14 protein-coding genes and 1 other RNA gene are annotated in these 15,825 nt (G+C 30.7%); all 15 read right to left on the bottom strand.

Going from position 1 to position 15,825, the window contains the following annotated elements; genetic code table 11:
* Positions 1-23: 23 nt before the first annotated feature.
* The gene (locus RIN63_RS11195) at positions 24-1,901 is read right to left on the bottom strand and encodes an Eco57I restriction-modification methylase domain-containing protein (protein WP_310444815.1); all 1,878 of its coding nucleotides are present in this window, start codon (positions 1,899-1,901) and stop codon (positions 24-26) included.
* Between the two features lie 125 nt (positions 1,902-2,026).
* Positions 2,027-2,366: RNase P RNA component class A (gene rnpB / locus RIN63_RS11190), an RNA gene on the bottom strand.
* A gap of 57 nt (positions 2,367-2,423) precedes the next feature.
* Positions 2,424-3,128, bottom strand: a complete 705-nt coding sequence (locus tag RIN63_RS11185; RefSeq protein WP_310444814.1) for a C4-type zinc ribbon domain-containing protein — start codon at positions 3,126-3,128, stop codon at positions 2,424-2,426.
* A gap of 18 nt (positions 3,129-3,146) precedes the next feature.
* Entirely contained in the window at positions 3,147-3,941 is a 795-nt protein-coding gene (locus RIN63_RS11180; protein ID WP_310444813.1) for a Nif3-like dinuclear metal center hexameric protein, read from the bottom strand.
* A complete protein-coding gene (locus RIN63_RS11175) occupies positions 3,931-4,626 on the bottom strand; it encodes a class I SAM-dependent methyltransferase (RefSeq protein ID WP_310444812.1) in 696 nt (231 codons plus the stop codon). Before RIN63_RS11175 ends, RIN63_RS11180 begins: the two co-directional genes overlap by 11 nt.
* Before the next feature lie 73 nt (positions 4,627-4,699).
* Entirely contained in the window at positions 4,700-5,827 is a 1,128-nt protein-coding gene (gene rpoD / locus RIN63_RS11170; protein WP_310444811.1) for an RNA polymerase sigma factor RpoD, read from the bottom strand.
* A gap of 6 nt (positions 5,828-5,833) precedes the next feature.
* On the bottom strand, positions 5,834-7,684 hold the full coding sequence (gene dnaG / locus RIN63_RS11165) for a DNA primase (protein ID WP_310444810.1): 1,851 nt from the start codon (positions 7,682-7,684) through the stop codon (positions 5,834-5,836).
* Positions 7,685-7,765: 81 nt separating this feature from the next.
* Positions 7,766-8,782 (bottom strand): deoxyguanosinetriphosphate triphosphohydrolase, encoded by a 1,017-nt coding sequence (locus RIN63_RS11160; RefSeq protein WP_310444809.1) that lies wholly within the window; start codon positions 8,780-8,782, stop codon positions 7,766-7,768.
* Positions 8,783-8,911: 129 nt separating this feature from the next.
* The gene (locus tag RIN63_RS11155) at positions 8,912-9,739 is read right to left on the bottom strand and encodes a pyruvate, water dikinase regulatory protein (protein WP_310444808.1); all 828 of its coding nucleotides are present in this window, start codon (positions 9,737-9,739) and stop codon (positions 8,912-8,914) included.
* 13 nt (positions 9,740-9,752) lie between these two features.
* Positions 9,753-10,397: a helix-turn-helix transcriptional regulator gene (locus RIN63_RS11150; RefSeq protein ID WP_310444807.1), complete on the bottom strand. Its 645-nt coding sequence runs from the start codon at positions 10,395-10,397 to the stop codon at positions 9,753-9,755.
* 34 nt (positions 10,398-10,431) lie between these two features.
* On the bottom strand, positions 10,432-12,510 hold the full coding sequence (glyS, locus tag RIN63_RS11145; RefSeq protein WP_310444806.1) for a glycine--tRNA ligase subunit beta: 2,079 nt from the start codon (positions 12,508-12,510) through the stop codon (positions 10,432-10,434).
* Positions 12,503-13,390, bottom strand: a complete 888-nt coding sequence (gene glyQ, locus RIN63_RS11140) for a glycine--tRNA ligase subunit alpha (RefSeq protein ID WP_310444805.1) — start codon at positions 13,388-13,390, stop codon at positions 12,503-12,505. Before glyQ ends, glyS begins: the two co-directional genes overlap by 8 nt.
* A gap of 306 nt (positions 13,391-13,696) precedes the next feature.
* The gene (gene recO / locus RIN63_RS11135) at positions 13,697-14,437 is read right to left on the bottom strand and encodes a DNA repair protein RecO (protein WP_310444804.1); all 741 of its coding nucleotides are present in this window, start codon (positions 14,435-14,437) and stop codon (positions 13,697-13,699) included.
* A 13-nt stretch (positions 14,438-14,450) separates the two neighbouring features.
* Positions 14,451-15,335 (bottom strand): GTPase Era, encoded by an 885-nt coding sequence (gene era / locus RIN63_RS11130; protein WP_310444803.1) that lies wholly within the window; start codon positions 15,333-15,335, stop codon positions 14,451-14,453.
* Positions 15,328-15,747 carry a cytidine deaminase gene (locus RIN63_RS11125; protein ID WP_310444802.1) on the bottom strand — a complete coding sequence of 140 codons (420 nt, stop codon included), beginning with the start codon at positions 15,745-15,747 and terminating at the stop codon, positions 15,328-15,330. Before RIN63_RS11125 ends, era begins: the two co-directional genes overlap by 8 nt.
* Between the last annotated feature and the right edge of the window lie 78 nt (positions 15,748-15,825).

The raw sequence follows: 15,825 nt of genomic DNA, 5'->3' as shown, positions 1-15,825 counted from the left end.
ATATATCAAAACCGCTGTAAATACTAGAATCTATTCAAAATTCCTTTTATATAGTTTATCTCATTTTCGTTTATTCCAAGGTAAGCTGCAATAATCTCATCTATTTCTCTTTCTAGTATGTTTATCTTTTCATCTATTGTCTCTTTATCCTTGTCTACTATGACTAATAGCTCCATTATTTGTCTTACCCTAGCTTCTATATCATCAATTATATCCTCAGTTATTATCATCATATCAAGAACAGAATTAGGATAATAATCGTACATCCCTTTACCTATTTTCTTTGCATACAACTTAAAATAGAATTCATATATACTTGAATTAAGTAAGCCTACAAGATATTCTAGTGACAATTTATCTCTATATTCATTCTTTATGATTATTGAATATACATCTGCACTACAATAGACATTATTATAATCCAATGCAAATCTATTGCTACCTGCCTTATAAGGAAATAGAATCTTAGGCTGCTCAAATAATTCCATCTCTCGACCCCATTGTAGTTCATACCATTTTCTTATTCCATTCTTACATTCCCTTCTATTCTCCAATCGCTGTCTATAATTTCTAATAAATCCTATACTATAAGGATAATCATTTTCCCCTTGAATTAAATCTGAATAGATTAGATATAAATCTGTATCCACAATCTGATATCTTCTTACATTTTTATTTTTAACCCATTTTTTTAATAAATTCTTTTCAATATTAGATTCAATCATCATGTCTTGTGTCAATATAAATGCTTTATCACAACCAGTTATAACTCCTTGAAATGATTTAGCTATATCTCCTAATCTATATTTAGTTTTTCTTTGGATTTTAATATATATATTGAGACTATCATTGGATATGATTACCCATCTATTTATATCTAAACTAGATTGACTAATTTTAAACCTTTCAAAAATATTCTTCTTTATAATTTCTCCCAAGCTCTGTGAATTATCAAGGCGATACCCATCATCTAATAACTTATGTACAAGAATTTCATTATCATTATTTTCAAATTTGCTATTCTTAAAAATGTATATAGCCGTAGCAACTCCAATTCCTTTAAATACTTCTGCTCCATAAAAATCTAATATTTCTATGAAATGTACATTGCCTTGTAAATAAGATCTCAATTGCCTACCCGTTGGACTTTCCATAAAATATCTTGATGTAATGATTCCGCAAATACCATCTGGAGTTAGGATTTCATTTATTCGCTTAAAAAAGCAAAATGAAATATCCGATTTGTCTTTAAATACATCTCCGTATTCCTTAAGCAACCACTCCTTATATTGCAAGTCCAATTGTTTATGTCCTATATAGGGAGGATTTCCAATTACATAATCGTATTTCTTGCTCCAAAATTCCATCAGTCTTTTATTATCCTGAGATTCTTTCTGAAATATATTTTCTGCTTCCCATCTTATAAGACTATCACATTCTAGGACATTAACATGGCATATTTCAATATTTGGATTCTTTGCCAAAAGCCCTATTTTAGTCAATTCTACACCCATATTATCTTTGTCCGCTCCATATATACAATGAGTTAATATATGGTAGTGAATATTCTCAGCTTTCCAATAATTATTACCACATACTTCTGATATCTGTCCATTTTTTTCTACTATATAGATATCATCTCTATATACATCTCTTAATTTATCTATATTTAACTCAAACTTTTCTTTTAAAATATCATAAGCCATCATCAAAAAATATCCTGCTCCACAGGAAATATCTATAATGCTAATAAATGGGTTCTTTACAATATCTGCTTTCCCCATTGTATTTTCAAGAATATATTCAATGATAAAACCTGGAGTATAGTATTGTCCTATTGCTTTTCGTGTTTCTTTATCATTACTACTTTCATAAGCTTCACCTAATATGCTGTGCTCCATTTTATCACCTCATTGAATTCTTTATTTAATCATATCTTTCTATATCCCAAAATGCAAGCCATTATACAATGCCCCTGAAGCACATAAAAAAACATAACCTAGAAAGGTTATGTTCTCTTTTATGTACTACGAGTAAATCTATAAGCCGTGTTCTGTTTAAATGGTCATCTATCTAGACCTATTGTTACCAATAGGTTCATGCGACCTACCTTTGGAACGGCAGCGGGCTACCACCTTTTTGTGTTCCTTTTTGGTCTTGCTCCAGATGGGGTTTACATAGCCACTTAGTCACCTAAGCGCTGGTGAGCTCTTACCTCGCCTTTCCACCCTTACCTAGTTGCCTAGGCGGTATATCTCTGTTGCACTATCCTTAGGGTCACCCCCACTGGACGTTATCCAGCATCCTGCCCTATGGAGCACGGACTTTCCTCATGCGCTAGCGCACGCGACCACTCAACTTACTCGTAATTCAGATTATAATATACCATAAATTATCATCATTTGCAAAGTTAATATTTTCTATTACTTATATAATATTCTACCACAAGATTCACAATATATTATTTCATTATTATTATTTAATTTATCAGCCAAAAATGTAGGTATCATCATATTACAACCACCACATACTAGCCCCTTTACTTGAACAATACCAGTACCCCTGTTATTTCTTATTGCTTTATATTGATTCAAAATAACTCCATCAACTTTTTCTTCTATTGATTTTATCTCGACTACTTCAATCTGAATATTGTTTTTTAAATCATCTGCTAAAATCTCGTATTCTCTTTTTAATTGAAGATTATTATCTTTCATAGATTTTAATCTCTTGTCTAGCTCTATTATTTCTTCATCCAGACTCTCCATATCATCCATGAACTCCAATATCCCAATTTCTGTTTCATTTATTATTTCCTTTAACTTATCTTTTTCCTCACTTAAATATTCTAGTTGCTTTGGATTGCTAGTACTTCCATCATATAGATTCTTTTCTACTTCTTCAATCTTGTAGTTATATTCTTTTAGCATTCGATTTGATTCTATAAGCCTTTTTTTACCTTCTCCTTGATTAAGCTTAATCTTATCCGATCTTTTATCTATATCCATTATCTCTTTTTCTGTATCCATAATGGATGATGAATTTTGTAAATTAGATAATTTTTTCTTGTAAGCTTCCAGTGAATTATGGTGTATCTCTAAATTCCATAGTAGATCTAGTTGTTCCATCTCTTCACCCCTCTTAGATTAATATAATTTATATATTGGACTAGGGTTATCCCATATCTCAATACATAGATTATCATTACTTTTCTTCTCTATATATTCCTTTATAACTGGTAATATAGCCTTTTCTGTATGATAATGCCCTGCATCTATGATAGTGAGGTTTAGTTCATTTCCTAGCTGAGCATCATGATATTTAATATCTCCTGTTATATAGATACAGGCATTTTCCTCGTGAGCATTTTGTATGAAATCTGCACCGCTACCTCCACATACAGCTACCCTTTTCACTCTTTTGTCCTGTTCTCCATATATGACTAAGTGGCTTATATCTAATTTTTCTTTAACAAAATCCAAATATTTGTATAGGTCTATTTCTTCAATGTCTCCTACTTTTCCATAGCCGTATTCTGATTGAAATCCCTTTAATTCATTTTTTATTAGTGGTACACAATCTTTAAGTTCCAACAATCTGGCTAACTCATCACTGACTCCTCCCTGAGCTTGATCTAAGTTTGTATGAGCATTAAATACAACTATCCCACTTTTTATTAAATTGTATATAAGTCTTTCCTTTGCCATTGATGTAGTTATAGTACTAATAGGCTTAAATATTAAGGGATGATGGGTAATTATCATATCGAATTTTTTTTCATTGGCATATTTGTATACATCATTATCAAGATCTAAAGCAATCAATATCCTATTTATCTCTTTTTCTTCTTCACCTATTTGGAACCCAGTATTGTCCCAATCTTCAATTAGATTTGGTGGTGCCCACATATTCATGAACTGAATTATATCTTTAGCTCTCAATATATTCTAACACCTCCTTATATTCTTTTATCAAATTAGCTAACTCCATGTATCTTTCTTTTGACTTCTCAGTATCTATCCCTTGTAACTCTTCCTTAATATTCTCAGATGAATTTATCTTAAATTCAATAAACTCCCTTAATAATGGATGCTTATCTGATATTAATATTGGACTAATTTCATAGTAAATCTCTTTCTCAACAAAAGACTTACCCTTTTTTGCATAAATTAATTCATAGTATTTATTATCCTCTTTTATTAATTCTTCTTTTATTATTTCAAAGTTGTTGCTAATAAGATACTCTCTTAATTCTTTTGTTGCAACCATAGGCTGTAGTATAAAGTTAATTATGGAGTCAGACACTTTCTTGCTTTTTTCTAGTATATCTCTAATTAACAATCCACCCATTCCTGCAATTATTACAGTATCTACTTCATAAGGTTTTATTACTTCTAATCCATCTCCTAGTCTAGTATCTATTCTATCTTCAAAACCTAATTCTTTAACATATTCTATTATTTTATCTAGAGAACCTTTGGATATATCGGTTCCTATAACCTTTTTTGATATATTATTTTCTATTAAATATGCTGGAACAAAGCCATGGTCTGTCCCTATATCACCCACTATGGAATTATTGGGCACTAGTCTTGCTATTGACATCATTCTATTAGATAATTTCATCTTTCTTCTTCCTCTCTACAAATTACAAATTGTATCAATAGTATAATAAAGATTCGCATAAAAGCGAATCTTTTTATTCTAGAAAATCCTTAAGTTTTTTAGATCTACTTGGATGACGCAATTTTCTTAGGGCTTTAGCCTCAATTTGCCTAATCCTCTCTCTTGTAACTTCAAATTCCTTTCCCACTTCTTCAAGTGTTCTAGCTCTACCATCATCTAATCCAAATCTAAGTCTAAGTACTTTTTGTTCCCTAGGAGTTAATGTATCTAATACATCAATTAATTGTTCTCTCAACATGGTAAATGTGGCTGCTTCTGCAGGGGCTAGTACTTCATCATCTGGTATAAAGTCACCTAGATGACTATCTTCTTCTTCTCCTATCGGAGTCTCTAAAGAAACTGGTTCCTGTGCTATTTTCATTATTTCTCTAACTCTTTCTACTTCCATACCCATTTCATTACCAATTTCCTCAGGACTAGGGTCTCTTCCCAAAGATTGAACCAATTGCCTTTGTACCCTAACTAATTTATTTATTGTTTCCACCATATGAACTGGAATTCTAATAGTTCTAGCTTGATCTGCAATGGCTCTTGTAATAGCTTGACGAATCCACCATGTCGCATAGGTAGAAAATTTAAAACCTTTTTTATAGTCAAATTTCTCTACTGCCTTCATAAGTCCTAAATTGCCTTCCTGAATTAAATCTAGGAAAAGCATACCTCTGCCCACATATCTCTTGGCAATGCTCACTACAAGCCTAAGGTTAGCCTCTGCTAGCTCTCTTTTAGCCATCTCATCTCCATCTTGCATTCTTTGGGCTAATTCAATTTCTTCATTACCTGTTAACAAAGGTATTTTCCCAATTTCTTTTAGATACATTCTAACTGGGTCATCCACATTAATACCTTTTGGTACTGATAAATCTTCTTTAATATCCTCTTCTTCAGTATCATCCTTATCAATATCATCTTTTTCTAATAATATGTCCTCTTCTTTATCACCAATAACTTCTATTCCCATATCTTCAAGATTTTGATATACTTCTTCTATTTGCTCTGTATCAAGATTAATCTCTTCTAACCCATCTATTATTTCAGTATAAGTGAGTACACCTTCTTTTTTTCCCTTAGTGATCAATTTCTTAACTGCTTCAACTTTTGACTTTTTTACTTTATCATTGTCCTTATTGTTTTCTGCCATTGTATTTTACCTCCCTTCCTCATGTCTAATGAGGTTTAGTTCTTTATTCAAATTAATTAGTTCAATGCACAGTTTAAGAAATTCATCCTCTTCATCAGAGTTTCTATTATCTTTCATTTCCAGTACTTCTATTTCTTTTTTAACAGTGTTTCTTTTAGATTCTAATTTACTAATCTTTAATTTGCTTATTAAATCTCTTATCATCTGTTCAATATTTTCTGGGAGAAAATTGATACGCCTTTCAGAGACCCTATCTATTAATTGATTGTTAATATCGGACACTTCCTTTACTTTTTTATATAGAAAATCTTCATCTATTGTTTCATCTTCCTCATATAATTCCTTTATAATCTTTAAAAGTTCTCTACATTCATGATTCTCAAATTCCTCTAAGGAAACTTCTTTGCTTATAATTTCAAAATAATCCTTATCAAAAATCATCAACTTTATTAAATCAATCTCCGCAGTAAGACTACCTGATGGTAAAAATGTTTTAATAGGAGATATTAATTGTCTTTCTTTAAAATTATTATTACTTGGAATTCTTATAGTATTGCCAAAAATCTCTTTCTGTATTGCTTCTTTTGATATATTCATATCTTTTGATATCTTATTAATATAAACATCCTTTTCTATGGGACTTTTTAAGGTCTTTATTATCTTAGCTATCTCTATAGTAAATTTAATTTTTCCTTCTGCTTCACTTAAATTATACTTTTGCTTGTTAATATAAATTCTATAGTCGATATGATTTAGGGCTTCATTTAATTTAGTTTCAAAATCACTTAGGCTATTCTCTTTTAAGAAATCATCAGGGTCCTTATAATCTCCTAGTAATATGATTTTAGGATCTACATCTTCATTTAACAACATTTGTATTGCCTTGTTTGTAGCATTTATCCCAGCCTGATCAGTATCATAACAAATATAAATATTTTCACCATATCTTTTCAAAAGCTTTGCTTGCTTGTCTGTTAATGCTGTACCTAGGCTTGCAACTGCATAATTAATACCTTTACTAAATAATGAAATTACATCAATATATCCTTCAACTAATACTATTCTTTTTCTATCTGAAAATTTGTTTAATAAATTCAAACCATAAAGATTAGTTCCCTTATTGAAAACTAAAGTTTCTTTAGAATTTAAGTATTTTGGCATTGTATTATTGAATACTCTTCCGCCAAAACCTATTACTCTTCCTTTTACATCAATAATTGGAAAAATTATTCTGTCCCTAAACTTATCAAAATATCCTTCACTACTGGATTTCTTGCCAATCAATCCTAGTTTTTCAATTTCCTCACTTCGATATCCTTTTGTCTTGAGATGATTATATAAAGCATCCCATTTATCTAAAGAATAACCTAATCCAAATTGCTTTATTATTTTATCTGGAATATTTCTTTTATATAAGTAATTTAAGGCATTTTTATTTTTTGTCAAATTGCTATAAAAAAACCTAGCAGCCTCTTTGTTTATCTCATATCCCCTATTTCTTTCTTGAGATATCTTATCATTTTTTGGCTCTATTTCTTCTATGGCAATTCCCATCTTATCTGCTAAATACTTTATTGCCTCAGGGAATCCTAAATTTTCCCTTTTCATTATAAAAGTCACAGCATCTCCACCTTCTCCACATCCAAAACAATGAAAATATTGCTTCTGTTCAGATACTGTGAAAGAAGGTGTTTTTTCATTATGGAAAGGACAAAGTCCTACATAATTCGAGCCTGACTTTTTTAAAGAAATATAATCTGAAATAACATTAACTATGTCCAAAGTATCTCGAACCTTTTCAATTGTCTCATCATTAATAAATAACGTCATATTATCACCTAGTATCTCACCTACCATAAACTATTAATATTTTGATACTATAAGATATATTCGACATAAATATCAAAATTCCTTCTTTTTTTTCAATATTTTTTGATATTAATATTTTTGCCATGGTTTTGGTATGAAAATATTATTAAATAAATTAACAACATATCTATCAGTTGTACCAGCTAGATAGTCACAAATAATATCTTCTATCTCACAATCCATATTCTTATAGATTTTTAAATGTTCTTCAGGTAGGAAGTTTATATTTTTTAAATAATATCTATAAAGTTGTTCTAAAACATATTCTGCTTTAGACTCCTCAGATTTCGCATTTTTATTTAAATATACATTTTCAAACATATAATCCCTTAAAGCATTTGTGACATTTGCAATCCTTGGGCTCATGGATACACTATTTTTCCCCATACTATTTTTAATTATGTCTAAAATCATGGTATTTATTCTTTCTCCATGGGTGTTTCCCAAAATTTCTATACATTCTATGGGTAAAGTATCTTTTTCTATAACTCCAGCTCTTATAGCATCGTCAATATCATGATTAATATATGCTATCCTATCTGCAAATTTTACTACTTGTCCTTCTAAAGTCTGAGATTTAGTGCTTCCAGAATGGTTTCTTATACCATCTCTAACTTCGTATGTTAAATTTAATCCTATCTTATTATCTTTATGTTCTAAAAAGTCTACTATTCTTACTGATTGTTCATTATGCCTAAATCCTTTAGGATGCAATTGATTTAATACTCTCTCACCAGTATGACCGAAGGGAGTATGTCCTAAGTCGTGTCCTAATGATATTGCCTCGATTAAGTCTTCATTTAGTTGAAGTGATCTCCCTATTGTTCTACCTATTTGAGAAACTTCCAAAGTGTGAGTAAGTCTTGTCCTGAAATGATCTCCTTCTGGAGCAATAAAGACCTGTGTCTTATGCTTAAGTCGTCTAAAGGATTTAGAATGTATTATCCTGTCTCTATCTCTTTGAAAATCAGTCCTTATGGTGCATTTCTCTTCAAAATCCTTTCTACCTTGAGAATCTTTACTTAGCTTTGCATATTGAGATAAAAAATCTTCTTCTGTCTTTTCAGTTCTAATTCTTATATTCATATATATACCCCTTATTTTCATAATAAATTCCTATATTATATATATACAACATAAGTTTCAATAATCCTTCTTTTAACGTGAATTATTTAAAATATTATACAGAAAAAAAGAAGTGCAAAAGCACCACTTCTATTCAATGATTTTATCACCAAGGTTTTTTTTCATATGTTCAATAACAATAGCTGCTGTTTCTTCAATAGCTTTATGTGATACATTTATTACTATGCATCCAAGTTTTTCCATTATTTCTTTAGAATATTCTAACTCTAAGTTTATTCTCTCTAGGTTTGCATAGCTTGCATTATCATCTAGCCCTAAAGCTTTTAGCCTTTCCTGTCTTATCTCATTTAATTTCATTGGATCTGCAACTAGACCTATTATTCTTCTGTTGTCCTTTTGAAATAATTCAACAGGTGCAGGAACTTCAGGGACCAAAGGTACATTTGCTACTTTAAAATTCTTGTGAGCTAAATACATACTCAAGGGAGTTTTAGAAGTTCTTGAGATGCCTACTAGAACAATATCTGATTTCTTTATTCCTCTTGAATCCTTTCCATCATCATATTTTACAGCGAATTCAACAGCTTCTACCTTTCTAAAATAATTCTCATCTAATTTCCTAATTAATCCGGATTCTCTTTTAGGTTGATATCCAAGTACAGATTCAATAGCATCAAGAGTAGGAGTCATTAAATCAACAGTAGGAATATTTAGTTCCAATCCTTTGGATATAATAAAGTTCTTCAAACTTTCTATTACTAAGGTATAAACCACTACACTCTGCTGATTTTTAGCTTCTTCAAACATTTCAATTATTTGGTCCTCAGCAGTAATAAAAGGGAATCTTTTAACTTCATATTTGCCTGAATTAAATTGGCTTAAAGCTGCACGAGATAGTAATTCTCCCGTCTCTCCTATAGAGTCTGATAATACATAAATAGTTAAGCTATTATCCACAAATTTACCCCCTTCAATCATTTTTGCCAAGTTCCACAAATAGTCTTGTTATAGTAGTCTTTGTAATCCTACCTACCACTTTATAGTTTTTTTCAGTAGTAGTAGCTACTTCTTCTACTACTGGTAAACTATCTATTTCATGTTCTATTAGTTTTATTGCTGCAGTTAATACGCTATCGTCTGCTTCAACATAGATTATATTTGGCATTCTAGTCATTATCATTCCTATGGGTGCCTTGTTTAAGTCCATACCCCCTATGGAATTTCTTAAGAAATCCTTCCTTGAAACAACACCCGCTAGGTATCCATTATTTGTTACATAAACTGAACCTACATCTTCCAAAAACATTAGTACAATTGCATCATATAAAAATGTAGATTCATCTGCTACCACTGGTACTGACTTTACATCTGATACCTTAATACTTTTTATCTCTTCTGAAATGTAAGATAGGCTTGTCTTCCCAGTATAGAAATATCCCACTTTAGGCCTTGCATCTAATATTCCGGACATAGTTAATATAGCCAAATCTGGCCTTAGGGTTGATCTTGTTAGGTTTAATTCAGACGCGATAGACTCTGATGTAATAGGCTGACTTCTCTTAACTATATCAATAATCTTTTCTTGTCTCTCACTTAATTGAAGAATGGACTTCACCCCCCTAAGAACATTTATGAACACATATTGAATCCTATTTATTTACTATCTTAGATAAATCACAGATTTGCATCATAGAATCATATATCTTTTTCAATAAACCAAGTCTATTGTTTCTTATTTTTTCATCATCTACCATTACCATAACTAGGTTAAAGAAATTATCTATTGGCCCTTTTAATGTGACTAAATAATCTAATGCTTTATCATATTCTTTCTTCTCAATTGAACTCCTAATTTTATCTTCAACATTGTTAAAGCTTTCATATAGTTCAATTTCATCTTCAGTTAACAGATCTCTAAACACTTCAGATGATGTTGTTTTCTCTGCTAAATTGGAAACCCTATTAAATGCTGATAATATTTCTGAAGATTCTTCTTTTTTAAGCCATTCGTTTAATTTATTGGCTCTAATTTTCATGTCATAGATATTATCCACATTGGTGCCTAATACAGCATCTACAATATCATATCTAATTCCAATATCCATGAACATATTTCTTATTCGTCCAATAAAGAAATCCATAATCTCATCTTTAACTTTGTTATAATCAAATGCTAAGCCATTTACATCTACATACATATATAGAGCTGTTTCTACAATTTCATTAATTGATAAATCAAGCTTTTTATCAAGTATTATATTAATAATACCCAAAGCTTGCCTTCTCAAGCCAAATGGATCCTGAGATCCTGTTGGATGAATATTAATAGCGAATAATCCTGCAATAGTATCTATTTTATCAGCAATACTAAGAACAGAACCAGCGGTTGTAGTTGGAAGTTCATCTCCAGCAAATCTTGGTAAATATTGCTCAAATATAGCTAAGCTTACTATTTCATTTTCATCAGATGCCTTTGCATATTCCATCCCTATTTTACCCTGTAGCTCTGTAAATTCACTAACCATTTTTGTAACTAAATCTGCTTTAGCTAAATATCCAGCTCTCTCAATGTTTTTCTCAGTCTCTTCTCCAACTTCAAGATAACCACCAATTTTATACGCTAATTTTTGTACTCTCTTAGTTTTATCAAATAAAGATCCTAATTTCTCTTGAAACACTATGTTCTTTAAGTCCATTACATAGGACTCTAATGGTTTTTTTATATCATCCTTAAAGAAAAACTTTGCATCTTCTAATCTAGCACCTAGAACTTTTTCATTTCCTTTTATAACGACTTCTATAAAATCTTCATTTCCGTTTCTTACAGTGATAAAGTATGGTAAAAGTCTTTTTTTATCATCTAGGACAGGGAAAAATCTTAAATGTTCTTTCATAGGCGTAACAACCACATCTACTGGTAAAGATAGATATTCTTCTTTAATCTTACCAATGATTGGAGTAGGATATTCAACTATATTAGTTACCTCATCTAAAAGATTATCATCCTGAAGTAAATTCCCGCCTTTTTCCTTGGCAAGTCTTTCTGAGCCATATTTTATAATCTCTTTTCTCTCTTCTTGATCTACTATTACATAATTCTCTCTCAATTTATCCATATATTCATTTACATTATATATCTCTATACTACTACTTCCTAAAAATCTATGGCCTTTGGTAATGTTAGATGCTTCAATACCTTCTAAATCAAATGGTACTACTTTATCATCTAATAATGAAATTAACCATCTAATAGGTCTTGCAAATTTAATGTTTTTCCCGCCCCATCTCATGGACTTAGGAAAATTAATTGATTTGATAATATTAGGCATATTTTCACTTAATATATGCTCTATGGTTTTCCCTTCTTTTACAACATCTGCATATACATATTCTTCCTCATTAAATACTTCTACATAAATGGATGCTATATCTATTCCTTGCCCTCTCATAAACCCTAATAATGCCTTAGTAGGATTGTCATCTTGATCAAAAGCAATTCTTTTAGTAGGTCCCTTTACTTTTTCCTTCAAATTTTGTTGTATATCTTCTAAGCCTTCAATTATTAAGGTTAATCTTCTTGGTGTGGAATATAGCTTTATATTTTCATAACAAATTCTTTCTTCTTTCATTAAATCCTTAGTATTGGATTTCAATTGTTCTAGAGCATCCCCAACAAGCCTTGCTGGAAGTTCTTCTACACCTATTTCAAGTAAATAACATTTACTCATTATCATAACCCTCCTTTTTTATTAGAGGATATCCCATTTCTTTTCTTTGCTCAATATATTTTGATGCTACCAACCTAGCTAAATTTCTTACTCTTCCTATATAATTTGTCCTCTCAGATACGGATATGGCACCCCTTGCGTCTAGTACATTAAATGTATGAGAACACTTAAGTACATAATCATAGCTTGGTAGCACAAGATCATCCTCTAGTGTTTTTTTTGCTTCTTCTTCATAAGTGTTGAATAATCCCTTAAGAACATTAACATCTGCCCTCTCAAAACTATAAACTGAATGCTCATATTCAGCTTTATTAAAGATGTCCCCATAGGTCAAATTCTTGTTCCATTTTATATCAAATATATTATCTACATCTTGTAGATACATTGCTATTCTTTCTAATCCATAGGTTAGTTCTGCAGACTCCAGTTCACAGTTAATGCTACCCACTTGTTGGAAATATGTAAACTGTGTAATTTCCATACCATCTAACCATACTTCCCATCCTAAGCCCCAGGCGCCCAGAGTTGGTGCTTCCCAATTATCCTCAACAAATCTGATATCATGTTTTAAAGGGTCTATACCTATTGCCCTTAAACTATCCAAGTACATTTCTTGAACTTCATCTGGCGAAGGTTTAAGAATAACTTGAAGTTGGTGATGTTGATAAACACGATTTGGATTTTGCCCATATCTAGCATCTGCAGGTCTTCTTGAAGGCTCTATATATACTACCTTCCATGGTTCTGGTCCAAGGGACCTTAGAAAAGTATGTGGACTCATAGTTCCAGCACCTTTTTCCGTATCATAAGGTTCTAATATAGTGCATCCTTTACTTCCCCAATAATCTAGTAATTTCAGCATTAAATCCTGAAAATACATATAAAAACCTCCCTATTATACAATTTGTGGAAACAAAAAAACCTCTACATCCCTATAGGGACGAAAGGTTACTTCCGCGGTTCCACCCTATTTAATACCTTATTACAAGGTATTCGCTTAATAAAGTATACTCCGAAGTGCCTTTCATCTATAATAATTATATCCAGCTCTCACCATTCTAGACTCTCTTTAATAATTACATATGATTTTTTCTTCATCATCGTATGTTAATACATTTTATCTGTGAATTATAATTTAGCAAAATTTGATTTTTTTGTCAAGTATATAGTACTTAAATATATTATACTATATTAGATATTTCATTAGATTTAGTGAATTAAACATTTTTCTATCTATGTTATATAATATATATTCTACTATGATATCATGCAATTTAAGCAATGATTCTTTTGCAGCTATTATTTCTCCAGCTTTTTCTAAAGGTGTATATAATAAATCATACATTATTTTAACCATAGCTGTATTTATATAGGTACTGTTGGAACTCATATCAATACAATTAGAACAAACTATTCCACCCTCTAATATGCTAAACTTAATTTTTTTTAAATCTGTATTTCCACATATTACACATCTGTCTAAATATGGTTTATATCCTAAAAAAGATATAAATTTCAGCTCGTATGCTAAGATAAATTTTAGATAATCTTTATCTAAAGTGCTGAGAACTTCTAACCCTTTTTTAAAGAGCATAAAGAGTTTTAGGTTTTCTTGTTCTTCTGGTATTGATTTATCAACTAGCTCTAGCATATAGGAACCTAATGTTATTCTCTCCATATTTTCTCTAATGGAATAAAAAGAGTCGATTATATCTCCCTGATTAAGGTAAAAGAAACTCTTACCTCTATATAGCTGATATTCATTATAAGAAAATGGTTGTGTATTAGCTATTATTCTAGATCTGGGTTTATATGCTCCTCTTGCTAAAATCGTAATTTTACCATATCTATTTGTATATACATTTAATATTTTAGATGTATCCTTGTATCTCATTTCTTTGAGTACTATTCCTTCAGTTTTTAACATATCTTTACCCTAATTATTTATATCCAAAGTATTTTACTTTATTGTCACGTTCTCTCCAGTTTTTCTCTACCTTAACCCAAAGCTGAAGATTTATCTTAGTATCCATCAATGCTTCTATATCTTCTCTTGCTCTTTGTCCAATTTCTTTTAATTTTGCTCCGTTCTTCCCAATTACTATACCCTTATGGGATTCTTTTTCACAATATATATTAGCAAATACATCTATAATGTTTTTGTTAGCTCTTTCTTTTACAGCATCTATTTCTACATATATTCCATGGGGAACCTCTTCATCTAAATTTAAGAGTGCTTTTTCCCTTATTATTTCAGATATAATAAAACGTTCTGGTTGATCTGTAATCATATCTTCAGGAAAATATTGAGGGCCTTCTGGTACCATAGCTCTTAGGACTTCAATATATCTATCTATATTGTCATTATTCATGGCAGAAATAGGTATTATCTCTTTGAATAAATCCATTTTATTATATTTATCAATTAACTTTAATATCTCCTCTTCATTAAGTCTATCGGTTTTATTAATCAATAGAACAATAGGAGTAGATATTTTTCTAATATCTTCAATTATCATACTATCCATTGCTCCAATTTCTAAGCTATCATCAACCATAAATGTAACTACATCAACCTCTTCTAATGTACTCCTTGAAATCTTTAGCATATACTCACCTAGTTTATTTTTAGGCATTTGTATACCTGGTGTATCAAGAAATACTATCTGGCAATTTTCTTCAGTATATACTAACTGGATTTTATTTCTTGTAGTCTGTGGTTTGTCTGAAATTATTGATATTTTTTCCCCAATTACCTGATTAAGCAAAGTGGATTTTCCTACATTGGGCCTTCCTATAACTGTTACAAATCCTGATTTATACATTCTCATCGCTCCTAGTATTATTAAGATCTAAATCCTCTGGTCCAAAACTATGTGGCAGTAGTTCTTCTAATTTATACTCTCTATAGTCATCTTCTGAATTAGCAATAATAACTGTAGCATCCTTGCCAAATTCCCTAATCACTTGTCTACATACTCCACAAGGATAAGTAAAATCTGAATCCCCTACAATTGCTATAGTTTTAATTTTTTTATGACCTTCTGATACTGCCTTGAAAATCGCAGTTCTCTCTGCACATAAAGTAGGAGAATACGATGCTATCTCTATATTACAACCAGTAAATACTTCATCTTCATCTGTGATTAAAGCAGCTCCAACACGAAACTTAGAATATGGAACATATGCCATCTTTTGAGCTTCTAATGCCTTTTTTATTAATTCTTTTTTATTCATAAAATACCTCCTCCTGCATGGGATTAGCCCACAAATTTTAAATTGAAAATTAGAAGAGAAATTTGAATTCTTAATTAT

Origin of the sequence: Tissierella sp. (genome assembly GCF_031460495.1) — a bacterium.
Taxonomy (GTDB): domain Bacteria; phylum Bacillota; class Clostridia; order Tissierellales; family Tissierellaceae; genus JAVKTS01.
Note: the sequence above shows the minus strand (reverse complement) of the source record. Positions and strands in the feature narration are given on the sequence as shown.

Coding starts and splice junctions, on each gene's coding strand:
- recO (WP_310444804.1), bottom strand. CDS start 14,437: ATGTTAAAAACTGAAGGAATAGTACTCAAAGAAATGAGATACAAGGAT.
- rpoD (WP_310444811.1), bottom strand. CDS start 5,827: ATGGCAGAAAACAATAAGGACAATGATAAAGTAAAAAAGTCAAAAGTT.
- glyQ (WP_310444805.1), bottom strand. CDS start 13,390: ATGTATTTTCAGGATTTAATGCTGAAATTACTAGATTATTGGGGAAGT.
- era (WP_310444803.1), bottom strand. CDS start 15,335: ATGTATAAATCAGGATTTGTAACAGTTATAGGAAGGCCCAATGTAGGA.
- RIN63_RS11160 (WP_310444809.1), bottom strand. CDS start 8,782: ATGAATATAAGAATTAGAACTGAAAAGACAGAAGAAGATTTTTTATCT.
- dnaG (WP_310444810.1), bottom strand. CDS start 7,684: ATGGTAGGTGAGATACTAGGTGATAATATGACGTTATTTATTAATGAT.
- RIN63_RS11195 (WP_310444815.1), bottom strand. CDS start 1,901: ATGGAGCACAGCATATTAGGTGAAGCTTATGAAAGTAGTAATGATAAA.
- glyS (WP_310444806.1), bottom strand. CDS start 12,510: ATGAGTAAATGTTATTTACTTGAAATAGGTGTAGAAGAACTTCCAGCA.
- RIN63_RS11125 (WP_310444802.1), bottom strand. CDS start 15,747: ATGAATAAAAAAGAATTAATAAAAAAGGCATTAGAAGCTCAAAAGATG.
- RIN63_RS11175 (WP_310444812.1), bottom strand. CDS start 4,626: ATGAAATTATCTAATAGAATGATGTCAATAGCAAGACTAGTGCCCAAT.
- RIN63_RS11185 (WP_310444814.1), bottom strand. CDS start 3,128: ATGGAACAACTAGATCTACTATGGAATTTAGAGATACACCATAATTCA.